The 23,831-nt window shown below is 46.3% G+C and carries 16 protein-coding genes; 2 read left to right on the top strand and 14 right to left on the bottom strand.

Annotation, left to right across the window (positions count from 1 at the left end; genetic code table 11):
• Positions 1–3 precede the first annotated feature (3 nt).
• From gatB to purF, 11 genes are all read right to left on the bottom strand, one after another.
• Positions 4–1,443: an Asp-tRNA(Asn)/Glu-tRNA(Gln) amidotransferase subunit GatB gene (gene gatB / locus DWW77_RS05710; RefSeq protein WP_118608259.1), complete on the bottom strand. Its 1,440-nt coding sequence runs from the start codon at positions 1,441–1,443 to the stop codon at positions 4–6.
• Positions 1,440–2,912 (bottom strand): Asp-tRNA(Asn)/Glu-tRNA(Gln) amidotransferase subunit GatA, encoded by a 1,473-nt coding sequence (gene gatA / locus DWW77_RS05705; RefSeq protein ID WP_118608258.1) that lies wholly within the window; start codon positions 2,910–2,912, stop codon positions 1,440–1,442. Before gatA ends, gatB begins: the two co-directional genes overlap by 4 nt.
• Before the next feature lie 15 nt (positions 2,913–2,927).
• Complete coding sequence (gene gatC, locus DWW77_RS05700; protein WP_110102034.1) at positions 2,928–3,221, bottom strand: Asp-tRNA(Asn)/Glu-tRNA(Gln) amidotransferase subunit GatC; 294 nt, start codon at positions 3,219–3,221, stop codon at positions 2,928–2,930.
• A gap of 14 nt (positions 3,222–3,235) precedes the next feature.
• Positions 3,236–4,567 carry an aspartate--tRNA(Asn) ligase gene (gene aspS / locus DWW77_RS05695; RefSeq protein ID WP_059085246.1) on the bottom strand — a complete coding sequence of 444 codons (1,332 nt, stop codon included), beginning with the start codon at positions 4,565–4,567 and terminating at the stop codon, positions 3,236–3,238.
• 130 nt (positions 4,568–4,697) lie between these two features.
• On the bottom strand, positions 4,698–5,252 hold the full coding sequence (locus DWW77_RS05690; RefSeq protein WP_015525749.1) for an ANTAR domain-containing response regulator: 555 nt from the start codon (positions 5,250–5,252) through the stop codon (positions 4,698–4,700).
• Positions 5,253–5,290: 38 nt separating this feature from the next.
• Positions 5,291–6,613 (bottom strand): glutamine synthetase family protein, encoded by a 1,323-nt coding sequence (locus DWW77_RS05685; RefSeq protein WP_118608257.1) that lies wholly within the window; start codon positions 6,611–6,613, stop codon positions 5,291–5,293.
• Between the two features lie 229 nt (positions 6,614–6,842).
• Positions 6,843–8,330, bottom strand: a complete 1,488-nt coding sequence (locus DWW77_RS05680; RefSeq protein WP_118608256.1) for a glutamate synthase subunit beta — start codon at positions 8,328–8,330, stop codon at positions 6,843–6,845.
• A gap of 13 nt (positions 8,331–8,343) precedes the next feature.
• Positions 8,344–12,897 (bottom strand): glutamate synthase large subunit, encoded by a 4,554-nt coding sequence (gene gltB / locus DWW77_RS05675; RefSeq protein ID WP_118608255.1) that lies wholly within the window; start codon positions 12,895–12,897, stop codon positions 8,344–8,346.
• The gene (gene pyrG, locus DWW77_RS05670; RefSeq protein WP_022426745.1) at positions 12,894–14,522 is read right to left on the bottom strand and encodes a CTP synthase; all 1,629 of its coding nucleotides are present in this window, start codon (positions 14,520–14,522) and stop codon (positions 12,894–12,896) included. Before pyrG ends, gltB begins: the two co-directional genes overlap by 4 nt.
• 321 nt (positions 14,523–14,843) lie before the next feature.
• Positions 14,844–15,173 (bottom strand): HPr family phosphocarrier protein, encoded by a 330-nt coding sequence (locus DWW77_RS05665; RefSeq protein ID WP_330364123.1) that lies wholly within the window; start codon positions 15,171–15,173, stop codon positions 14,844–14,846.
• A gap of 182 nt (positions 15,174–15,355) precedes the next feature.
• Positions 15,356–16,750, bottom strand: a complete 1,395-nt coding sequence (gene purF, locus DWW77_RS05660) for an amidophosphoribosyltransferase (RefSeq protein ID WP_015525743.1) — start codon at positions 16,748–16,750, stop codon at positions 15,356–15,358.
• Positions 16,751–17,141: 391 nt separating this feature from the next.
• Between purF and DWW77_RS05655 the strand changes: the two genes are divergently transcribed.
• A complete protein-coding gene (locus tag DWW77_RS05655; RefSeq protein WP_118608254.1) occupies positions 17,142–19,244 on the top strand; it encodes a glutamine synthetase III family protein in 2,103 nt (700 codons plus the stop codon).
• Between the two features lie 293 nt (positions 19,245–19,537).
• On the top strand, positions 19,538–21,262 hold the full coding sequence (locus DWW77_RS05650; RefSeq protein ID WP_022426742.1) for an ammonium transporter: 1,725 nt from the start codon (positions 19,538–19,540) through the stop codon (positions 21,260–21,262).
• Between the two features lie 111 nt (positions 21,263–21,373).
• Here the strand turns inward: DWW77_RS05650 and DWW77_RS05645 are convergent, their stop codons facing one another.
• The 3 genes from DWW77_RS05645 to nadC all read right to left on the bottom strand — a co-directional run bounded on the left by DWW77_RS05645 (position 21,374) and on the right by nadC (position 23,796).
• Positions 21,374–22,024, bottom strand: a complete 651-nt coding sequence (locus tag DWW77_RS05645) for a trimeric intracellular cation channel family protein (RefSeq protein ID WP_118608253.1) — start codon at positions 22,022–22,024, stop codon at positions 21,374–21,376.
• Between the two features lie 216 nt (positions 22,025–22,240).
• Positions 22,241–22,753, bottom strand: coding sequence for a transcription repressor NadR (locus DWW77_RS05640; RefSeq protein WP_021651124.1), 513 nt, complete (start codon positions 22,751–22,753; stop codon positions 22,241–22,243).
• A gap of 188 nt (positions 22,754–22,941) precedes the next feature.
• On the bottom strand, positions 22,942–23,796 hold the full coding sequence (gene nadC / locus DWW77_RS05635; protein ID WP_021651122.1) for a carboxylating nicotinate-nucleotide diphosphorylase: 855 nt from the start codon (positions 23,794–23,796) through the stop codon (positions 22,942–22,944).
• Positions 23,797–23,831: the final 35 nt, after the last annotated feature.

Below are 23,831 nucleotides of genomic sequence, written 5' to 3'. Positions count from 1 at the left end.
ATTTTATCTCCTTCTCTCAATTTCCTCTGCCAGTGCTTTTCTGACGCTGTCAGGATTTGCCTTGCCTTTCAATTCTCTCATCAGCTGTCCTACGAAAAATCCCATAACCTTATCCTTGCCGCCCAGAAGCTCTGCCAGCGGTCCAGGGTTTACATCTACGATCTTTTTCACAGTTTCGGTGAGAAGGCCTGTATCTTCTACGATCTTAAGACCATTCTCTTCTATATATACAACCGGATCAATATCCTCGTCAAACACTTTTTCAAATACTTTCTTGGCATTCTGTGCGCTGACCTCTTTTTTCTCCACCATGGAAAGAAGGTCTGCCAGATGCTTCGGGGTAAAGCTTACCCTTTCCGGATCAAGGCCCTTGTCCTTTGTCAGGCGGAGAACCTCCACCATAAACCAGTTTGCCACCTTTTTCGGGTTTCCGAGAAGAACTGCTGTCTCCTCAAAAAGTCCTGCCAGATGTCTGGATTCGGTCAGGATCCCTGCATCATAAGCCGGAAGCTCATACTCCTTCTGATAACGCTCCATCTTGGCTTCACGAAGCTCCGGAATGGAAGTACGCAGCTCTTCGATCCATGCATCGGAAATGTGGATCGGCGGAAGATCCGGGTCCGGGAAGTAACGGTAATCCTTTGCATCCTCCTTGGAACGCATAGCATGGGAAGACTCTTTGTTATCGTCCCATCTTCTTGTCTCCTGTACAACGGCTCTTCCTTCTTCCAGAAGCTCGATCTGACGTTCTCTCTCTCCTTCGATCGCTCTCGCAATGGCCTTAAAGGAGTTCAGGTTCTTCATCTCTGTTCTTGTTCCGAAGGTCTCACTTCCCACCTCACGGACGGAAAGATTGACATCGGCACGCATGGAGCCCTCCTGGAGCTTACAGTCAGAAACTCCAAGATACTGCATGGTGCAGCGGAGCTTTTCCAGATATGCGATAACCTCCTCGGAGCTTCTCATATCCGGCTCGGATACGATCTCGATCAGTGGTACCCCGCTTCGGTTGTAGTCAACCAGGGAGCAGTCTTCCCACTCATCATGGATCAGCTTACCGGCATCCTCCTCCATATGCATCTCATGGATACGTACAGTCTTTTTGCCTGCGGAAGTCTCGATCTCAACAGCTCCGTCATAGCAGATTGGCAGATACAGCTGAGAGATCTGATAGTTCTGGGGGTTATCCGGGTAAAAATAGTTCTTACGGTCAAACTTACAGTACTGATGGATATGACAGTTTGCCGCAAGACCTGCCTTGATGGCAAACTCTACCACTTTTTTGTTGAGGACCGGAAGAGAGCCCGGCATACCGGTGCAGACCGGGCAGGTATGTGTATTTGGTGCGCCTCCGAATTCTGTGGAGCATCCGCAGAAGATCTTTGTTTTTGTGGCAAGCTCCACATGCACCTCAAGTCCTATGACTGTCTCATACTGTTTCATGCCTTTTCTCCCCCTTCCATTGCTGTTCCGAAATCACCGCGTTTTTTCTCATAGGCGTGTGCTGCGCGGAACAGGTTGTTTTCTTTGAAGCAGTCGCCGATCATCTGGATCCCGATTGGAAGTCCTGCTGCGTCTTTTCCGCATGGAACTGTGATTCCGGGAAGTCCGCACAGGTTTACTGCTACCGTATAAATATCGCCAAGATACATGGCAAGAGGATCTTTCAGACTCTCTCCCAGCTTCGGCGCCGTAAAGGGTGATGCCGGGGCAAGAAGAACGTCATATTTGGAAAAGGCCTGATCAAATTCCTTTTTGATAAGGGCTTTTGTGCGAAGTGCTTTCAGATAGTAAGCATCGTAGTAACCGGAGCTTAACACAAAGGAGCCAAGCATGATACGGCGTTTTACTTCCTCGCCGAAACCTTCAGTCCTTGTCTTCTTGTACATATCATGAAGCCCCTCGTACTCTTTTGCACGGAAACCGTACTTCACGCCGTCAAAGCGCTCCAGGTTTGAGCTGGCCTCTGCGCTGGCAATGATATAGTAGGCAGGGATCATATATTCTGTTGTCTTCATGGAGAAAAATTCTACCACTGCGCCCATCTCGGTAAGGCTCTTCAGCGTATTCATAAAGGCCTCTTTTACCTCCGGGTTCAGTCCCTCTGAGAGATATTCCTTCGGCACGCCGAATTTCATTCCCACGATCTTATCTGTCATAGAAGCGGAGAAATCAAGATCCTCTCTCTTCATGGATGTGCTGTCCTTGGCATCGTGTCCGGCAATGATCTCAAGAAGTGCCGCACAGTCCGCAACATCCTTTCCTACCGGTCCGATCTGATCCAGAGAGGATGCATAGGCGACCAGTCCGTAACGGGATACTGTTCCGTAGGTCGGTTTGATTCCGGTAACACCGCAGTAGGAGCTTGGCTGACGGATGGAACCGCCGGTATCAGACCCCAGTGCCAGGTAAGTCTCTCCTGCTGCCACTGCCGCACAGGAACCGCCGGAGGAGCCGCCCGGAACATGCTCCAGATCCCACGGGTTTCTGGTGACGCCGTAAGCGGATGTCTCTGTGGTACTTCCCATGGCGAACTCATCCATGTTTGTCTTTCCGATGATCACAAGACCTGCCTGTTCCAGACGGTCAATAACCTCGGCATTGTACTGCGGCACAAAATTCTCAAGGATCTTTGATGCACAGGTAGTTGTTTTTCCCTTAACGCAGATATTATCCTTAATTGCAATAGGTACACCGGCAAGAGGTCCTGTATAGGTTCCATCCTCAATGCCCTTCTGTACCTCTTTTGCTCTTGCATAGGCTTCTTTTTTGTAAGTATCAAGATAAGCGTGGACCTTGTCCTCTTTTGCTTCGATCTGATCAAATACGTATTTCACACCGTCCAGGACGCTTATCTGATGCTGCTTGATCTTTTCCGCAAGCTGTAATGCGGTTAATTTTCCCAAATCCATGTCCTGTCTCCTGTCTTATCCAATTGTTTTCGGAACCTGATACTGGTTTTCTTTCTGTTTCGGTGCATTGGCAAGCATCGCCTCATGATTGTCTCCGTTTGTCACAATATCTTCACGAAATACATTTTCATCCTCAAAAATATGGGACATGGGCTCTACGGAAGAAGTGTCCAGTTCATCCAGCTTGTCTACATAGTCCAGCATCTTCTGCATGTCCTCTTTTGCTTTTTCCTTTTCATCCTCTGTCAGAGAAAGCTTTGCAAGGATGCAGACATTTTCCATTGTTTCATCATCGATTATCTTTGCCATCTTTTTTCTCCTTATTACGGCTCAAGTCTGTTCATATCACGTGGGAACAGACAGGTCTCACGAACGTTTTCTTCTCCGAGGATCTGCATGGTAAGACGTTCCAGTCCGATTCCAAGTCCTCCGTGAGGCGGCATTCCATGCTTGAAGGTATCCAGGTACTGCTCCATACCCTCTTCATCCATACCACGGGCTGCGATCTTATCCTTCAGCATCTGATAATCATGGATACGCTGTCCGCCTGTAGTTACCTCAAGTCCCTTGAACAGAAGGTCAAAGCTTAATGTAAATTTCTCATCTGACGGATCATCCATTGCGTAGAACGGACGCTTCTTAGACGGATAATGTGTGACAAAAACAAAATCAGCATCATATTCTTCTTTGAAATATCTTCCAATCAGCGCTTCTTCCTCCGGCTCCAGATCATATGGGTTGCGGATCTTACGATTATATTTTTCAGCTACCAGCTCTTTGGCCTTGTCAAAACGTACTGCCGGGATCTTGTCCACCTTCGGAAGCTCCACCTTCAGAATGGAAAGCTCATGAGCGTAGTCTTTCTTAAGAAGTTCTACCGCATACTGGAGAAATCCGGTTTCCATCTCCATGATATCCTCAAATCCGTTGATATAGCCCATCTCAAAATCAAGGCTTGTATATTCATTCAGATGACGTTTTGTGTTATGCTTCTCTGCACGGAATACAGGGCCGGTCTCAAATACACGGTCAAAAACACCTACCATCATCTGTTTATAAAACTGCGGGCTCTGTGCCAGAACTGCCGGTTTATGGAAATAACTCAGCTTGAACAGGTTTGCACCACCCTCTGCACCTCTGGCTCCGATCTTCGGTGTGTGGATCTCGGTGAACCCCTTCTCATAGAGGTAATCACGAAATGCCCGCACCAGAGCCTCCTGGATCTTGAATTTTGCACGCTCCTGCACATTACGCAGGGCGATAGGACGATAATTCAGCTTTGCCTCCAGGGAAGTGTTCAGCTTCCATTTGTCGATGGCCAGCGGAAGAGGCTCTGCAGGTGAGGAAAGGATCTCCACATGGCTGATGCGGAGTTCTCTTCCGTGAGGCGCTCTTTCTTCCTCATGAAGAGTTCCTGTGAGGCGCACACACATTGCCTCCTTCAGATCATGAATGGAAACATTTGTCTTGTCGTTTTCATATACGGTCTGAAAAAGCCCTTCTTTTTTTCGAAGTATCACAAATGCCACGTCACCCATATTACGGATGCTGTGTATTGCACCTTCCACTGTTGCTTCCTGGTCTTTCATGCTCTCAGAAAGAAGCACATCCCAGGCACATTCTCTAGTCTTACAGATTCCATCCATAAATTCCATTCCCTCATCCTCCAATTCAAAGTAGTTTCACCGAATCAGGAAATCCCCTGCGGAATTTTTCCCGATCCGGTGTGATATCAGTCATTCAGAACAGATCATTCCTGTCCGCTCTGCTGTTTTTTGTTGTTTTTTACACAGAATCATATAAAAGCATCAGAACCATCTGGGCCGTCTCCACCATATTGGTCCCGGAATCCATACTGCATTTCTGGATATAGCGGTATGCGTCATCCTCGCTCAGGTGATTTCTTTCCATTAAAAGCATCTTTGCATTTGAAATATAATTCTGTTCTTTCCATGAACGCTGCTTCGGCTTTTTCTTATCTTTTTTCCAGCGCCTTTCGATCTGGGAAAGCATCATGCTTACCGTATTTACCAGATCTCCGACTTTCAGAGGCATTCCCACGCATAAAATGGATGTTGGCGCCTCACTGATCACTCCCCGGGAGGCCATAAGCAGCATTTCAAAATAATCCGGCATATAGTCCAGAAGATCACGGTAGTACATATCCTGAAGATGATAACCGCAAAGCAGAACGCCGCCATCAAGCTCCGAGATACTGGCAAGGGCATTGGCACCTGAATTGCATACTGCCGCCACCGTGAATCCATATCGGTTAAGGACTGTGCGGATCTTTTTGGCATCTTCTATTTTCGGTAATGCAATCACGATACTCGTGTTCATAAGCCGCCACTCTCTTTCGTCCCATTATGCCTCGTTCATCAGATCCGATACAGATACTCCTCGATCTCCCAGTCGGAAATCTCCTGGGAATAACGCAACCACTCTTTTCTCTTTGCCTGCGCATACTGTTTGCAGAAAGCTTCTCCAAGGATTTCCTTCATCCAGCTGCTGTCCTCAAACAGTGTGATCGCTTCCCGCAGGTTCTCCGGTAAATTCTCGATACCCTGTTCCTTCTGATCCGACTCGGAAAGAGAACGGTTAGAAGCTTTTGTAGGATAGATCTTCTTCTGGATTCCATCCAGGCCCGCTGCCAGGCATACCGCAAAAACAAGGTATGGGTTGGATGCAGCATCCGGGCTTCGAAGCTCGATCCTGGTATCAGCACCATTGACTCTCGAAATCCTTACCAGTGAATTCTGGTTATTTCTCGTCCAGGTCAGCTCTGTAGGCGCATCAAATCCAGGTACAAGACGCTTATAAGAATTTACAAGCGGATTGGTGATCAGAGTCATCTCACGGCTGTGAGCCAGAAGACCTCCGATAAAATAGTATGCCTCTTCACTTAATCTGGACGGATCCTCCGGATCCACGAAAATATTTTTTCCATTTTTAAACAGTGAAAAATGGATATGCATGGCTGAACCGTTTACTTCCCGTCTTGGCTTCGGCATAAATGTCGCATGAAGTCCATGACGTTTGGCTACAGTTCTTACTGCCATCTTAAAGGTTATAACTTCGTCTGCCATCTCACGTGCTTCCCCGTAATGAAGGGCGATCTCATGCTGTGCAGGTGCTGTCTCATGATGAGAGGATTCCACCTCAAATCCCATATCCTCAAGAGTCAGTACCATGTCACGTCTTGCATTTTCGCCTAAGTCCACCGGACTTACATCCAGATATCCGGCCTTTTCGTGAGAAACCGTTGTAGGCATTCCGTTATCATCAATATGAAACAGGAAAAACTCGCATTCCGGGTCAACATAACAGGTATACCCTGCCTCCTCTGCTGCCTGCGCTGTTTTTTTCAGAATATATCTGGAGCTCATCTCATGCTCTGATCCGTCTGCACGGCGCATATCACAGATCAGTCTTGCAACCTTTCCCTGCTGAGGACGCCATGGAAGAATTGAAAAAGTATTATAATCCGGATACAGGATCAGATCCGGCTCCTTTTCTCCCACAATGCCCGCAATATGAGAGCCATATACAACGCACTGGTTATCCAGGGCTCTTGGAAGCTCTCTTGCTGTGATCGCAATATTTTTCAGAGTTCCAAACATATCTGTAAACTGGAGGCGGATGAACTCTACGTCTTCCTCCTCTGCCATTGCAAGAATCTCTTCTCTGGTATAATTCCCCATAGTATTCTCTCCTTTATTTCCTCATCACACAAAATAATTACCCTCAAAATCAGAAAAAGGGTGCACTTCAGAGAGCTTCCGCTCCTGAAGAACACCCTTGTTCATGGACGTAATTATAGCAATCGGTCAATTCTTTGTCAACCATTTTTTAAAAGGGGCAAAAGTTCAAAAGCTTTATCGCGGAAACACGAACAGTTTTTTTGACCTTTTGCCCCTGGTATCTGTTATTTTACTGTAAATATGAATAGCTCATCAGTGATTCATCCACTGCTTTCGCAGCCTCACGTCCCTCATGGATCGCCCATACGACAAGGGACTGTCCACGATGCATATCACCTGCTGTGAACACACGATCTACGCTTGTTGCATACTGCTCCGGTTTTGTTTCCACATTGGTTCTTGGTGTAAGCGCTACACGGAAAGCATCTGTCACATATTTCTCGCTGCCAAGGAAGCCGGCTGCAATAAGGACCACATCTGCAGGAATCACTTCCTCACTGCCCTCAACCGGTACCATATTGAATCTTCCGGTCTTTTCATCCTTTACGCCTTTCAGTTTTACGATCTTGGCCTTGCAGACATTTCCTTTTTTGTCCTTGATAAACTCGGTAACGGTTGTCTGATAGATCCGAGGATCATGGCCAAATACTGCAATAGCCTCTTCCTGGCCGTAATCGGTTTTCAGGACCTTCGGCCACTCCGGCCATGGATTGGAAGGAGTTCTTGCTGCAGGAGGCTGCGGCATCATCTCAAGCTGTGTTACAGATTTCGCACCCAGACGGATGGAGGTTCCCACACAGTCATTACCGGTATCACCACCGCCAATGACCAGAACATTTTTGCCCTTTGCAAGCTCATATGGGAATTTTGCAAAATCTGTATCCAGAAGACTTTTTGTTACCTGCTTCAGGAAATCCACTGCAAAGTAAATTCCCTTGGCATCTCTTCCCGGAACCTTGATATCTCTCGGATGAGAAGCTCCACAGCAGAGAAGGACACGGTCATAATCCTTCAGAAGCTGTTCTGCCGTGATGTCAACACCAACATTGATATTGGTAACAAATTTCACGCCTTCCTCTTCCATCAGCTTCAGTCTGCGGTCAATGACCTTTTTCTCCAGCTTCATGTTCGGAATGCCGTAGCGGAGAAGTCCTCCGATACGGTCGTTTCTCTCAAATACGGTTACGCTGTGGCCACGGCGGTTCAGCTGCTGTGCTGCTGCCAGTCCGGAAGGACCACTTCCGATGACTGCGATCGTCTTTCCTGTGCGGACAGGCGGGATCTGCGGTTTTACCCATCCTTCTGCATAGGCTGTCTCAATGATCGCTTTCTCATTCTCTTTTGTGCTGACCGGATCTCCGTTTAGGTTACAGGTACATGCAGCTTCGCAAAGTGCTGGACACACTCTGGATGTAAACTCCGGAAAGCTGTGTGTCTTGTTTAAACGAAGGAATGCCTGCTTCCAGTTTCCTGTGTACACAAGATCATTTGTCTCAGGAACCAGGTTGTGCAGCGGGCAGCCGGAAGCCATTCCGCCGATCATCATACCTGACTGGCAGAAGGGGACGCCGCAGGCCATGCAGCGTGCTCCCTGAAGTTTCTGTTTTTCTTTATTTAATGGAATACGAAATTCGTTGAAATTCTGAATACGTTCCTTTGGCGGCAGAACCTTTGCCGTTTCTCTTTCATAATCTAAAAATCCAGTTGGCTTTCCCATTTCCTCATCCTCCTTAATGTTTCACGCCGATGCTCTCATAGAACGCTTCCATCTGTGCCTGCTGGCTGGTCAGACCTTTTTCTTCCAGCTTTGCACTTAATGTGATCATTCTCTTGTACTCATCCGGAATGAGTTTTTTGAAGTGAGGCAGATAGGAATCAAAATCAGCCAGCACCTTCTTACCGATCTCAGAGCCTGTTGCTTCCACATGAGCCTCGATAAGATCACGAAGCTCTTTTTTATCATATTTATTCTCCACTTTTTCAATGGAGATCATTGCTTTATTGAGGTTCTTGTAAAGAACGTTATCCACATCAAGGACATAAGCGATACCGCCGCTCATACCTGCTGCAAAGTTCTTTCCTGTTTTTCCAAGAACTACCACACGGCCGCCGGTCATGTACTCGCAGCCATGCTCGCCAACACCCTCAACAACTGCAACCGCACCGGAGTTACGTACTGCAAAACGCTCACCGGCAACACCGTTGATAAATGCAGTTCCGCTGGTCGCACCATAGAGTGCCACGTTTCCGACGATGATGTTCTCTTCAGCCTTGTATCCGGCCTTCTCTGGAACCTTAACGATCAGCTTTCCACCGGAAAGGCCTTTTCCGAAGTAGTCGTTGCTGTCACCGGTCAGTTTCAATGTCAGTCCTTTCGGAATAAAGGCACCGAAGCTCTGTCCGCCTGCACCTGTACAGTTTACAGTTACCGTATCCTCCGGAAGTCCATCCTTATGATTTCTTGTGATCTCAGATCCGAGGATGGTACCAAATGCACGGTCTGTATTGGTAACATTTACATCAACAGAAACTTTCTCACCCTTCTGGATCGCCGGTGCACATTTCTTGACCAGAACTTTTTCATCCAGAGTTTTCTCAAGATTGAAATTGTATACAGCCTTCGGATCAAAGGTTACTTTGCCCTTTCCTGCATATGGGTTATTCAGGATGGCACTTAAGTCAACCTTACCCTTATGCGGCTCCTGCACACTGTCAGAAACTGTAAGAAGGTCTGTACGACCTACCATCTCATCGATGGTAGCAACACCAAGGCGTGCCATGTACTCTCTCAGCTCCTGTGCAATAAAGCGCATGAAGTTCTCCACATACTCCGGTTTTCCGCGGAATCTCTTACGCAGCTCCGGGTTCTGTGTAGCCACACCTACCGGGCAGGTATCCAGATTGCAGACTCTCATCATCACGCAGCCCATCGTTACAAGCGGCGCTGTTGCAAAACCGAATTCCTCTGCACCGAGAAGTGCTGCAATGGCAACGTCACGGCCGCTCATCAGCTTACCGTCTGTCTCGATACGTACACGGTTACGAAGTCCGTTCATGATCAGCGTCTGGTGTGTTTCTGCAAGTCCAAGCTCCCATGGAAGTCCTGCATTATGGATAGAACTTCTTGGCGCTGCTCCTGTACCTCCGTCATATCCGGAGATCAGAACAGTCTGTGCACCGGCCTTTGCAACACCGGCTGCAACCGTACCAACACCCGCCTCAGAAACCAGCTTTACGGAAATATCCGCATATTTATTGGCGTTTTTCAGGTCATAGATCAATTCTGCCAGATCCTCGATAGAATAGATATCATGATGTGGCGGCGGAGAGATCAGGCTGACTCCCGGTGTGGAATGACGGGTTTTTGCGATCCACGGATATACCTTCTTTGCAGGAAGATGTCCGCCCTCACCCGGCTTTGCACCCTGTGCCATCTTGATCTGGATCTCTCTTGCGGAAACCAGATAACGGCTGGTAACGCCGAAACGTCCGCTGGCTACCTGTTTGATCGCAGAGCAGCGGTCATTGTCTGTTCCTGCTGAATCCAGACGCTCATCACTTTCACCACCCTCACCGGTATTGGATTTTCCATGGAGATGGTTCATGGCAATAGCCAGTGTCTCATGTGCTTCCTGGGAAATAGAACCGTAGGACATAGCACCTGTCTTAAATCGTTTTACAATATCCTCAACACTCTCAACCTGGTCGATGGGAATAGGCTCCTTGGCAAACTTAAAGTCCAGAAGACCTCTTAAGTTTCCATGACCCTCGTCATCTACCAGCTTTGTATATTCCTTAAACATCTCATAGCTGCCCTGTTTTGTGGACTGCTGGAGAAGATGAATGGTACGCGGGTTATATTTGTGCTCCTCACCCTGGCTTCTCATCTTATGGGCACCTACGCTGTCCAGAGTAAGATCTGTGGCAAGTCCAAGGGGATCAAATGCCTCAGAATGAAGTTTTTCTACATTATCCTCGATATCTTCCAATGTGATTCCGCCTACACGACTTACGGTTCCTGTAAAGTAACGATCGATCACATCCTGGGAAATTCCGATTGCCTCAAAGATCTGAGATCCCTGATAGGACTGGATAGTGGAAATACCCATCTTGGAAGCAATCTTTACGATACCGCTGATCACTGCATGATTGTAATCATCAACGGCTGCGTAATAGTCCTTATCCAGCATATGTGTATCGATCAGCTCATGGATCGTATCCAGTGCCAGATACGGATTGACTGCACTTGCACCATATCCGAGGAGTGTTGCGAAATGATGTACCTCTCTCGGCTCACCGGACTCCAGAATCAGGGCAAGGGAAGTGCTCTTCTTTGTTTTTACAAGATGCTGATGTACTGCGGAAACCGCCAGCAGGGACGGGATCGGCATATGGTTCTCATCCACACCGCGGTCAGAAAGGACCAGGATGTTTGCTCCCTCACGGAAGGCTTTGTCTACCTCTACGAACAGACGGTCAATGGCACGTTCAAGCTTTGTGCTCTTATAATATAATGTAGAAAGTGTTACAACCTTGAAGCCGTCCTTTTTCATATTCTTGATCTTCAGCATATCGGTGTTGGTCAGGATCGGATTGTTGATCTTCAGCACCTGACAGTTCTCCGGCTTCTGGATCAGAAGATTTCCGTCTTTTCCTACATATACACTTGTAGAAGTAACGATCTCCTCACGGATCGCATCGATCGGCGGGTTTGTTACCTGTGCAAAAAGCTGCTTGAAATAATCGAACAACGGATAATGTTCCTTGGAAAATACCGCAAGGGGAGTATCATGTCCCATGGCTCCGATGCTTTCTGCGCCATTTAATGCCATGTTTCGGATCGAAGTACGGTACTGCTCATAAGTATATCCGAAGGCTTTCTGAAGGCGTGCTCTCTCCTCCGGAGTGTATTCGACAACTCTCTGATTCGGGATCTTGATATCACGAAGCTGTACCAGATTGCTGTCCAGCCACTCACCATAAGGCTGCTTTTTCGCATATTTTTCTTTGAGCTCATTGTCATCAATGACACGACCCTGAACGGTATCAACCAGAAGCATTTTTCCCGGATGAAGACGTTCTTTTAATACGATCTTCTCCTCATCCACAGGAAGAACACCAACCTCGGAGGAAAGGATCATATAGCCATCCGATGTGATATAGTATCTGGATGGACGAAGACCGTTTCTGTCAAGAACTGCTCCCATCACATCACCATCTGAGAACAGAATGGACGCAGGACCGTCCCATGGTTCCATCATAGTCGCATAGTACTGATAAAAATCTCTCTTCTCCTGAGAAATCGTATCGTTGTTTGCCCATGGCTCCGGAATCGTGATCATCACTGCAAGTGGAAGATCCATTCCACTCATAACCAGGAATTCCAGGGTATTGTCAAGCATTGCAGAGTCAGAACCATTGCGGTTAACTACAGGAAGGACCTTGTGAAGCTCATCCTTCAGATACGGAGACTCCATGTTTTCCTCACGTGCAAGCATCTTATCGGCGTTTCCGCGGATTGTGTTGATCTCACCGTTATGTACGATGAAACGGTTCGGATGTGCTCTCTCCCAGCTTGGATTCGTGTTGGTACTGAAACGGGAATGTACCACTGCAATGGCAGACTCGTAATCCTGGCTCTGAAGATCGCCAAAGAAGGTACGGAGCTGTCCTACCAGGAACATACCTTTGTATACGATGGTACGGCTGTTCATGGAAACTACGTAAGTATTATCATTACTCTGTTCAAATTCACGACGTGCGATGTAAAGCATACGGTCAAAGGCAAGACCTTTTTCCACATCCTCCGGCTTTTTAACAAATGCCTGCATAATGCACGGCATGCACTCTTTCGCTTTATGACCAAGAACCTCCGGGAAGACCGGTACTGTACGCCATCCAAGAAGCTCCAGACCCTCTTTTTCCACGATGATCTCGAACATCTTCTTTGCCTGGGCACGTTTGATCTCCTGCTGTGGGAAAAAGAGCTGGGCTACACCGTATTCTCTCTCTCCGCCGATATCAAAGCCTTCTTTTTTACAGACCTTCTTAAAAAATTTGTGGGAGATCTGAAGAAGGATACCGACACCATCACCGGTTTTTCCTTCTGCATCCTTACCAGCACGATGCTCAAGATTCTCTACGATCTTAAGAGCATTGGCAACTGTATCATGTGTTTTCTTTCCTTTTATATTAACAACGGCTCCGATACCGCAATTATCATGTTCAAATTCAGGGCGGTAGAGGCCCTGCTGCTGATTTGCTACTTCTCTCATTTTTTTCATCCTTTCATTGCAGCTTCTTCTGCCGTCTTTTTATCAACTGCCGCCTGCACAAATCCACGGAACAGTGGATGTGCATGATTTGGCCTGGATTTAAATTCCGGATGTCCCTGTGTTCCCACAAAGAACGGATGTCCGGCAATTTCGATCATCTCAACAATGTGAGCATCCGGGGATGTTCCTACAATGGACATTCCCTTTTCGTCCAGTTCCTTACGGAATGCGTTGTTTACCTCATAACGATGTCTGTGACGTTCCTGGATCTCTTTCTTTCCAAAAAGCTCATAGGATCTGGAGCCTTCTGCAAGCACACACGGATAGCTTCCAAGACGAAGAGTTCCTCCAAGATCTTCCACATCCTCCTGATCCGGCATCAGGGCAATGACCGGATGTGTTGTTTCCGGTGCCAGCTCAATACTGTTGGCATCTTCATATCCAAGCACATGGCGGGCAAATTCCACAATAGCCATCTGCATTCCCAGGCAGATCCCAAGGTATGGGATCTTATGAACTCTTGCATACTGTGCCGCAAGGATCATTCCTTCTGTACCACGGTTTCCGAATCCTCCCGGAACCAAGATTCCATCTACAGAATGGAGAGTCTGATCCAAATTTTTTTCATTGAGTTCTTCGGAGTCCACCCAGGTGATATCAACCTTTGCACGGCAAGAGATCCCGCCATGCTTCAGTGCTTCCACAACACTCAAGTATGCATCATGAAGCTGTGTATATTTACCAACCATGGCGATCTTTACTGTTTTATCCGGGTGGCGGAGATTTTCTACCATATTTTCCCAGTCTGTAAGATCTGGTTTGCGATTCTCCAGTCTTAAGCTCTGCAGTACTACGTCTGCAAGCTTTTCTCTCTCCATTGCAAGAGGAGCTTCATATAAATATTCCACATCCAGATTCTGAAGCACATTGCTTACAGGCACATTACAGAACAGGGCGATCTTTCCACGGATATCCTCGGTAAGAGGATACTCACTTCTGCATACCAGGACATCCGGCTGGATTCCCATTCCCTGAAGTTCTTTTACACTGGCCTGGGTGGGTTTGGTCTTCATCTCTCCGGAAGCACGGAGATACGGGATCAGAGTTACATGGATAAGGATCGCATTGTCATGTCCCACATCATGCTGGAACTGACGGATGGATTCCAGGAACGGCTGGCTCTCAATATCACCGACTGTACCACCAACCTCGATGATGGCAATTCTGTCTTCGTCTGCGGATTTTGCTCTGTAAAAACGGCTCTTGATCTCATTGGTAATATGCGGGATCACCTGAACGGTACCTCCGCCGAAATCACCATGACGCTCTTTCTGAAGAACAGACCAGTAAATCTTACCGGTTGTCACATTGGAATTTTTGTCAAGGCTTTCATCAATGAAACGCTCATAATGTCCAAGGTCAAGGTCAGTCTCTGTACCGTCATCCGTTACAAAAACCTCTCCATGCTGAATGGGATTCATAGTTCCCGGGTCAATATTAATGTAGGGATCAAATTTCTGCATGGTCACCTGATACCCTCTGGCTTTCAGAAGGCGCCCAAGAGACGCTGCGGTAATTCCTTTTCCCAGACCGGAAACAACTCCACCTGTTACAAAAACATACTTTACTGCCATCTTCGATTTCCTCCTCCATTTTGTGTCCCACAACAAAAAGGCGTCCGGAACAGATTCAAAGGGGTGAGAATTCCCCTGTGGTATCCGTTCCTGACGCCTTTGTCAGTTATCTTTCATATAAAATATGGTTTACTATAAACTATTTTTTTTTATTTGTCAATAACTGATTTTTCATATAGTCTGCGGAATTTCTTCCTATGAAATGGATGTAAAGAAAAAACAGACGCCTGCTGAGGATTTCAAACTGATCTCCTGTCTCTGCAGTCACGTCTGCCTTTTCTTTTTATGTCTTTCATATCTTGTCTGTCTCTGCACTGTCTGTCAGGCAACTGCATATTTCTGAAGGAAACGATCAAACTCATGATCCTCGCCATGACAGGTTACTGTAAGAACTCTGGTCAGATCCATGCTGAGGATTCCAAGAATAGATTTTGCATCAATTAAAATTCTGTTATATGAAATATCTACATCAAAATCACATTTACTTGCAGCCTTAACAAATTCTTTAACATCCTCTGTCGCATTCAATCTAATTTTTTTAGACATAAATATCATCCTTTCTTTTATCTCGGCAAAAAACCGGCCTTTTTTCGGCCTTGCTGTTTTCCTGTATATTCCAGACCAGCGGCCTTTTTCATCTGGCTGTTCCACATTATGTCTCATATTGTCAGATTTGTCAAGTTGATGTTTTTTATCGTTTTTAAGAGTCTTTCTATAAAAACCCGGATTTTATATGACAAAATCCGGGTTTTTTATATATTTATTGTGCAGTTTTTACATTTTCGTTTTTCAATCCATTATTTTTTACTGTGAGATTAATTCCACATAGTTCATTAATCCTGTTTGATTTCTGCCGGTATTTCCATCGGATAATTGCCATCAAAACATGCTTTACACAGCGGAAGTCCACCTGCCATGCCTTCCAGATAATCGATCTGCATATAACCCAGGGAGTCTGCACCGATCATCTTACGGATTTCTTCCGTGCTGTGCTGTGCTGCGATGAGCTGGTCATTGGACGGCACATCGGTACCAAAATAACAGGGATGTAAAAATGGCGGGGAGCTGATACGTACATGGACTTCTTTTGCTCCTGCTTCTTTCAGCATGTGGATCAGATTGGCAATGGTAGTTCCGCGGACAATGGAATCATCCACCAGAACGATTCTCTTCCCCTTCACCACGGATTCCAGAACGCTCAGCTTCAGATGGACACTGGACTCTCTCTCCTGCTGTGTAGGCTTGATAAAAGTTCTTCCAATGTAACTGTTTTTATAGAACGCAAAGCCAAACGGGATTCCGGATTCCTCAGAATAGCCTTTTGCTGCCGGAAGTCCGGATTCCGGTACACCGGTCACCAGGTCCGCTTCTACCGGATAGGATTTTGCAAGAGATTTTCCTCCACGGATCCTTGCATCATAGATTTTCACGCCATCCATGGTGCTATCCAGTCTTGCAAAATAAATATATTCAAAAACACAATGAGCATGCTTTTTCTTCTCAGTCAGTTTACTGGATTTCAGTCCGTTCTTGGTGATCGTGACGATCTCACCCGGTTCAATATCACGGATAAATTCCGCTCCTACAGATGTCAGCGCGCAGCTTTCAGATGCAAGGACATAGGCATTATCTCTTTTTCCAAGACAGAGGGGTTTCAGTCCGTAAGGATCACGGGCACCGATCAGCTTCCGGGGGCTCATGATCACAAGAGCATATCCTCCGCGGATCTTCTCTACGGTTTTATGTACTGCTTCCTCTACAGTGGCAGAATGCACACGTTCTCTTGCGATATGGAACGCGATAACCTCTGAGTCGGTAGTTGTATGGAAAATTGCGCCTGTCTGAATCAACTCCCATTTCAGAGCTTCTGTATTAACCAGATTTCCGTTGTGCGCAAGTGCCAGACTTCCCTTGATATAAGAAAGTACCAGCGGCTGTGCATTCTCTGCGACAGATTCTCCGGTGGTGGAATAACGAACATGTCCGATTCCAATATCACCATTCATATTATGTACAACATCTTTTCGCAAAACTTCGCTTACCAGTCCGAGATCTTTATGGAACTGTACGTTTCCTCTTTCTCCGTCCGTCCTTGAAACGGCCATTCCGCAGGACTCCTGTCCCCTGTGCTGCAGCGAGGTAAGACCATAATAAATAGATGGTGCAATATTCCCTCCATCCAGATCATAAATCCCGAATACGCCACATTCTTCCTTTACTCCTGACATATTTCCCTCCATCTGTTCTTTCCGTATTGTACATCTTTGTCACTGGTCAAAAAGCTTCTTTTGCCTCAATCACTTATAGCGATTGCTGACTTTTCGACTGTATAACTACGATATCAGATTATAATAAAAGGACAAGATTTGTCAACCCTGCCTATTTTCCGACAGTCCGATCGCCCTGGTCAATTTTTTAGATTTTTTCAAAAAAGCTCTTGACAATATTTTATTTTGGTGTATACTGCAACACATAAAGCAAAGGCGCTTTGGATACGGCAGGTATCTGAAGCGCTTTTTTTGTTTTCCGGTCCGTTTATACTCGGTTCTTCCGGCAGCGGTCCTTATAAAATAATTAAAAATTATAATGAATGAGTGAAATCGAAAGGAGTGTACCTATATGGCACAGAGTATCCCTGAAATGTATGGCAGCCTTGTATTCAATGACAAAGTGATGCGAAGCAAACTGCCAAAGGACATGTACAAAGCATTAAAGAAAACAATTGAAAACGGAACTCATCTGGAACTGGACGTTGCAAATTCCGTAGCAGTTGCAATGAAAGAATGGGCTACTGAAAACGGTGCGACACATTACACACACTGGTTCCAGCCGATGACAAACGTAACTGCTGAGAAGCATGACAGCTTCATCTCCCCTACAGGTGACGGACAGGTGATCATGGATTTCTCCGGTAAAGAGCTGGTAAAAGGTGAGCCGGATGCATCCAGCTTCCCGTCAGGCGGACTTCGTGCTACTTTTGAAGCAAGAGGATATACAGCATGGGATCCTACTTCACCTGCATTCATTAAAGATAAAACTCTTTACATTCCTACTGCATTCTGTTCCTACAGCGGAGAGGCACTGGATAAGAAAACTCCTCTTCTTCGTTCCATGGATGTTCTGAACAAAGAAGCGGTTCGTATTCTTCACATCCTTGGAAACAAAGAGGTCCGTCACATCGACACAACCGTAGGACCTGAGCAGGAATATTTCCTGGTTGACAAGGATCTTTACAAAAAGAGAAAAGACCTGATCTTCTGCGGCCGTACTCTTCTGGGCGCTTCTGCACCAAAAGGACAGGAAATGGAAGATCATTACTTCGGAGCCCTGAAGCCTCGCGTTGCTGCTTACATGCATGATCTTGACGAAGAACTTTGGAAGCTTGGCATTCCAGCAAAAACAAAACATAACGAGGTTGCTCCTGCACAGCACGAACTGGCTCCTGTATTTGATACCACAAATGTTGCTGTTGACCACAACCAGCTGACCATGGAGATCATGAAGAAGGTTGCCGACAAGCACAACATGGTCTGCCTCCTTCACGAGAAACCATTTGAGGGAATCAACGGAAGCGGTAAACACAACAACTGGTCTATGAGCACAGACACAGGTGTAAACCTTCTTGATCCAGGAAAAACACCGGCAGAAAATACACAGTTCCTGGTATTCCTGGTAGCTGTCATCAAAGCCGTTGACGATTATGCTGATCTTCTCCGCGTATCCGTTGCAAGCGCCGGAAACGATCATCGTCTTGGAGCAAACGAGGCACCTCCTGCGATCGTATCCATCTTCCTTGGAGATGAGCTGACAGACGTACTGAAATCTATTGAAAACGATACCTTCTTCAGCAATAAGCATGCGGTACAGATGGATATCGGAGCAAAGGTACTTCCGCACTTCATAAAGGATACCACAGACAGAAACCGTACTTCACCATTTGCATTTACCGGAAACAAATTTGAGTTCCGTATGCTTGGTTCTGCAGCATCTGTCGCAAACCCGAACATCGTACTGAATACCGCTGTTGCAGAGGTTCTTGCAGAATTCAGCGCAGCTCTTAAGGATGTTCCGGAAGAAGAAATGGAAAGCGCAGTACATGCACTTCTTAAGAAGACCATTGAAGAGCATAAACGCATCATCTTTAACGGAAACGGATATACAGACGAATGGGTTGAAGAAGCTGAGAAACGTGGTCTCTACAATCTGAAAACAACTCCGGATGCACTTCCGCATTTCATTGCTGAGAAGAACATTGCGCTGTTTACAAAGCATGGCATTTTTACAAGGGAAGAGCTTTTCTCCCGTTACGAGATCTGGCTTGAGAACTATTACAAGACCATCAACATCGAGTCCAACACTCTGGCTGAGATGATCCAGAAGCAGGTAATTCCTTCTGTATATACATATGTTGAAAAGCTTGCAGATACTGCAGCTGCAAAGAAATCCGTAGTAGCTGATATTTCTGTAGCAAGTGAAGCTGCTCTGATCTCCAAACTGAGTACACTTGCAGATACCATGGCAAAAGATCTGGAAACTCTGAAAGCAGATACATCAAAAGCTCTTGCTTCTTCTGACGATGTACTTGCATGCTCCAAGGCTTATCAGGAAACTGTTCTGGAAGACATGGAAACTTTAAGAAAATCTGCAGATGAGGCAGAGGCTCTGATCCCGGATGAGTTACTTCCTTATCCGACCTACGACGAGCTGTTATTCTCCATCTGATCACGGATATCAGATAACAATTTCATACGGTAAATACAGGGGATATCCCTTATGAACTCTACTTCATAATTCATTATCGATTTCCTCATCCATTAATCACACGATACAGATATCCCCTGTTTTACATATACTAATTTTGATTTCGTAAAGGCGCGGAAGAGAATTTCCTCTCTCCTGCGCTTTTTCGTTATACTGATACTGGATAAATTCTATCTGTTTTTTTCTGTCCGGTATTACAAAAATTCTTTCTATACATAATAAGAAAGAAAAAAATTGGGAAAGGGAGTGTTACTATGTATTCTTCAGTAAACACAACTTGGGTCCTCGTCGGTGCAGCACTGGTCTTCTTCATGCAGGCTGGATTTGCAATGGTCGAAACAGGATTCACAAGAGCAAAAAACGCAGGAAATATCATCATGAAAAACCTGATGGACTTCTGTATCGGTACACCGGTCTTCTGGCTGGTTGGATTTGGCATCATGTTCGGTGCAGGAAACGGTTTCTTCGGCAAAATTGGCGGAATCGCCTCAGAGGCAAACTACGGAAACGCAATGCTTCCGGATGGAGTTCCTTTCTGGGCATTTCTCATCTTCCAGACTGTATTCTGTGCTACTTCTGCTACCATCGTATCCGGTGCCATGGCAGAGCGTACTAAATTCATCTCCTACTGTATCTACAGTTTACTGATCAGTCTCGTTGTATATCCTGTATCCGGTCACTGGATCTGGGGCGGCGGCTTTATCAGCCAGATGGGATTTCATGATTTCGCAGGTTCCTGTGCCGTTCACATGGTTGGTGGTGTTGCTGCACTGATCGGTGCCATCATCCTCGGACCTCGTATCGGAAAATATTCCAAATCCGGTAAATCCAGAGCGATCCCGGGACATAACCTTACAGTTGGTGCACTTGGTGTATTCATTCTCTGGTTCTGCTGGTTCGGTTTCAACGGTGCATCTACTGTCAGCATGGAAGGCGATGCCATTGTAAGCGCCGGAAAGATCTTCGTAACAACAAACCTTGCAGCTGCTGTTGCTACTGTAACAGTTATGCTGATCACATGGATCCGCTATAAAAAACCGGATGTTTCCATGTCCCTGAACGGTTCTCTTGCAGGACTGGTAGCCATCACAGCAGGCTGTGATACCGTATCTCCTACATCTGCAGCTATCATCGGAATCCTCTCCGGATTCATTGTAGTATTTGGTATTGAATTTGTTGATAAAGTTCTCAAAATTGATGACCCGGTTGGTGCTGTTGGCGTTCACGGTCTTAACGGTGCTTTCGGAACTCTTGCTGTCGGTCTTTTCTCCGACGGTGCAGGTACCGAGTGGAAGGGTCTTCTCACAGGCGGTGGTTTCCATGGCTTCGGTGTTCAGTTTATTGGTATGGTTATCACCATCGCATGGGTTGCTGTTACTATGACAATTATCTTCCAGGTAATCAAACACACGATCGGACTTCGTGTTTCCGCTGAGGAAGAGATCGCGGGTCTGGATATGAAAGAGCATGGCCTCGCAAGTGCTTACGATGGATTCTTTGTACAGGATACCATGACAAAGGCTCCGACTCCAATGGGAACTTCCGTAAAAGCCCCTGTTGTAAAACATGCTCCTTCTGCTCCTGCTGAATCTGTTCCTGAAATTCCTGCAGACGGCGTACACAAACTGACAAAGGTTGTTATCATCACACGTCAGAACAAGCTGGATGAGTTTATGCAGGCTATGAACGAGATCGGCGTAACCGGTATCACTATCACAAACGTTATGGGCTGTGGTGTTCAGAAGGGTGCTCCAACCTACTATCGTGGTGTTGAAGTCGACATGAACCTCCGTCCGAAGGTTAAGATCGAGATCGTTGTAAGTCTTGTACCGGTTCAGAAGGTTATTGATACTGCAAAAGAAGTTCTTCATACCGGTCAGATCGGTGATGGTAAGGTCTTCGTTTACGATATCGAAAACGTTGTCAAGATCCGTACCGGCGAGGAAGGCTTCCTGGCTCTGCAGGATACAGACGCATGATTCTCTTATGAGAGGAACAGATAAAATCTTCTACGCAATATAAACCAAATAAAAGCCAAAAAGCTCCGGAACATTATTCCTTAAATGTTCCGGAGCTTTTCATATCTTTTTTTATTCTCTTCTCAGTCTCGGCAGATTCCACCGGTAATGTGCCGCCAGGTACCGGATCAGGATCACTACCACCGTTCCGATCACCATGGCCGGCACTCCGCCCCACAGCCTGTATATCCAAACACAGGCAATGGCCCCTACAATAGACGCACAGGCATAAATATGGCGCACAAAAATATATGGCGGTACTCCTGCCATCATATCACGGATCAAGCCGCCTCCAACTCCTGTGACAGTCCCAAGAAATACAAGAAAAAATGTTCTTTCCATATACCCCTGGGAAATCCCCTTATCAACCCCCATGACAGTAAACACACCAAGGCCAACCGTATCCATCACCAGCATCACCTTATCATAGACCAGCCGGTTCCCGCCTTCCAAAAGCTCCTGCTTCCAGTACATCACTGCAAAAACAATACAGGCCGTCACGGTTGCCACAATGGTATACAGCGGATCCTGAAACATTCCCGGCGGCACGATTCCCAGGATAATATCCCTGGTAGCTCCTCCGCCCACTGCAGTCACCACTCCAAGAACGCAGACCCCGAAAATATCCATTCCTCTCTGCGCCCCCACCATAGCTCCGGAAGCAGCAAACGCAATAGTTCCTGCCATCTCCAGCATAAATGTAAACATACTCTGATAATCCATTTCCCCCTCCATGCATATCAAGCCGTATTTTTTCTCACCCTCATATCTGCATCCTGTTTTCCCTGTCTGCACATTTCCACAAGGTGCACATTTCCGCAGGGTGCAAGAAGGAACCCTGACATGCAGGATTCCTTCTCTTATCTTCGTGATCACTATATTTCATATTAACAGAATTTTCTCATTCTGTATATCTTTTCTTTTTGTATCTGACTTCTGCTATTCTGCTTCGATCAGAAATCCTCGCCGTTTCAGCATATCCTGGATCATATCCAGGATTTCCTCGGATTCTGCTTCTACTTTATGATAATGATAATCCGATGTGATATTCTTCAGAGGACTGGACTTGCCGCTTCGGATATCCTCCATAAAATTCTCAACCTGGCGCCTGGAGCTGATATTCAGTTCTGCCTCGATATGCCCGTAAACTCTGTGATTCACCATTACGTTGATCACTTTTCCGCCAAGATCCACAATCCCGCAGAGCTCGTTTTCCAGATCCGCATCTGTATGATGCACCTTGAATATCCGGCTCACAGTATGGGGAGCAGTAAAAATATATCCTCTATTGGTGGAGATCACGTCATTCCCCTCCGCGCGTATCAGCGCAATATCCTGCACGATCACCTGTCTGCTGACCTGAAATGTTCTGGCCAGAGCACTTCCTGAGACCGGCCGTTCACTGTTTTTAATTTGATCCATGATCGCTGTCCTGCGTTCTGAACCAGTCATTTAAGTTCCCCTTTCCTGGCTGTGCCTGTACTTTTTGTTCCGATACCTCTCTCCTTCATTCTCGCGATCTCTCCACCTCGGCCCGACATCACCTGCTATGCCTCTGCTTCCGGCAATTCACGCTTCTTTTCTGATATTCGGGGTATTTCCTGTCACAGCACTCGGTATTCTGTAAAATCCTGCATTTTTCAGGAAAGCGGATGAAGATTCTTAAGCGAAATATCAAGGATCGGTGCAGAATGCGTTAACGCACCACTTGATACATAGTCTACACCAACATCCCTGATCTTTGCAATGTTTTCTTTTGTAACATTTCCAGAACATTCAGTTTTGGCTCTTCCGCCGATCAGCTGCACCGCTTCTTTCATCATCTCCGGAGTCATATTATCAAGCATGATGATATCTGCGCCGGCCTCAACAGCTTCTTTTACCTGATCAAGAGTTTCTACCTCAACTTCGATCTTGCGGACAAAAGGAGCGTACTCCTGCGCCATTTTTACAGCATTCGCAACGCTTCCTGCTGCTCCGATGTGATTGTCTTTCAAAAGAACTCCATCTGAAAGATTATATCTGTGGTTCTGTCCGCCGCCTACACGAACAGCATATTTCTCAAAAATACGCATATTCGGCGTCGTTTTTCTGGTATCCAGCAATGTGATCCCTGTTCCTTCAAGAAGTGACGCAACCGAATGTGTATAGGTTGCGATCCCGCTCATTCTCTGAAGATAATTCAGCGCCACACGCTCGCCGGAAAGAAGCACCCGGATATCTCCTGTAACTTTTCCCATTTTCTGACCTTTTTTTACTTCATCTCCATCCTTGCAGAACAGCTCCACTTTTGTGTCAGCATCCAGAAGCGTAAATACACGGCTGAAGATTTCCAGTCCCGCAATGATTCCATCCTCTTTACAGATCAGATCTACCTCTCCCGGAACTGCTTCTTTCATAACAGAGTTTGTGGTAACGTCTTCACTTGAAATATCTTCCTTTAAAGCCTCCAGGATCAGGTGATCTACCTGAAGTGTCATTGTGATCTTATTCATTTTACAATACCTGCTCTTTCTTAATTATCACAGCA

Source organism: Ruminococcus sp. AF17-12, assembly GCF_003479245.1.
Lineage (GTDB): Bacteria > Bacillota > Clostridia > Lachnospirales > Lachnospiraceae > Blautia_A > Blautia_A fusiformis.
This window is presented reverse-complemented; position numbering and strand designations above follow the sequence as displayed.

What these genes read in the sequence shown, in the direction of transcription:
- DWW77_RS05640 (WP_021651124.1), bottom strand. Translation starts at nt 22,753, where the DNA reads ATGACTGGTTCAGAACGCAGGACAGCGATCATGGATCAAATTAAAAAC.
- gltB (WP_118608255.1), bottom strand. Translation starts at nt 12,897, where the DNA reads ATGAAAAAAATGAGAGAAGTAGCAAATCAGCAGCAGGGCCTCTACCGC.
- DWW77_RS05645 (WP_118608253.1), bottom strand. Translation starts at nt 22,024, where the DNA reads ATGGATTATCAGAGTATGTTTACATTTATGCTGGAGATGGCAGGAACT.
- DWW77_RS05650 (WP_022426742.1), top strand. Translation starts at nt 19,538, where the DNA reads ATGTATTCTTCAGTAAACACAACTTGGGTCCTCGTCGGTGCAGCACTG.
- DWW77_RS05680 (WP_118608256.1), bottom strand. Translation starts at nt 8,330, where the DNA reads ATGGGAAAGCCAACTGGATTTTTAGATTATGAAAGAGAAACGGCAAAG.
- purF (WP_015525743.1), bottom strand. Translation starts at nt 16,750, where the DNA reads ATGTCAGGAGTAAAGGAAGAATGTGGCGTATTCGGGATTTATGATCTG.
- pyrG (WP_022426745.1), bottom strand. Translation starts at nt 14,522, where the DNA reads ATGGCAGTAAAGTATGTTTTTGTAACAGGTGGAGTTGTTTCCGGTCTG.
- DWW77_RS05690 (WP_015525749.1), bottom strand. Translation starts at nt 5,252, where the DNA reads ATGAACACGAGTATCGTGATTGCATTACCGAAAATAGAAGATGCCAAA.
- gatC (WP_110102034.1), bottom strand. Translation starts at nt 3,221, where the DNA reads ATGGCAAAGATAATCGATGATGAAACAATGGAAAATGTCTGCATCCTT.
- DWW77_RS05685 (WP_118608257.1), bottom strand. Translation starts at nt 6,613, where the DNA reads ATGGGGAATTATACCAGAGAAGAGATTCTTGCAATGGCAGAGGAGGAA.
- gatB (WP_118608259.1), bottom strand. Translation starts at nt 1,443, where the DNA reads ATGAAACAGTATGAGACAGTCATAGGACTTGAGGTGCATGTGGAGCTT.
- DWW77_RS05655 (WP_118608254.1), top strand. Translation starts at nt 17,142, where the DNA reads ATGGCACAGAGTATCCCTGAAATGTATGGCAGCCTTGTATTCAATGAC.
- aspS (WP_059085246.1), bottom strand. Translation starts at nt 4,567, where the DNA reads ATGGAATTTATGGATGGAATCTGTAAGACTAGAGAATGTGCCTGGGAT.
- gatA (WP_118608258.1), bottom strand. Translation starts at nt 2,912, where the DNA reads ATGGATTTGGGAAAATTAACCGCATTACAGCTTGCGGAAAAGATCAAG.
- nadC (WP_021651122.1), bottom strand. Translation starts at nt 23,796, where the DNA reads ATGAATAAGATCACAATGACACTTCAGGTAGATCACCTGATCCTGGAG.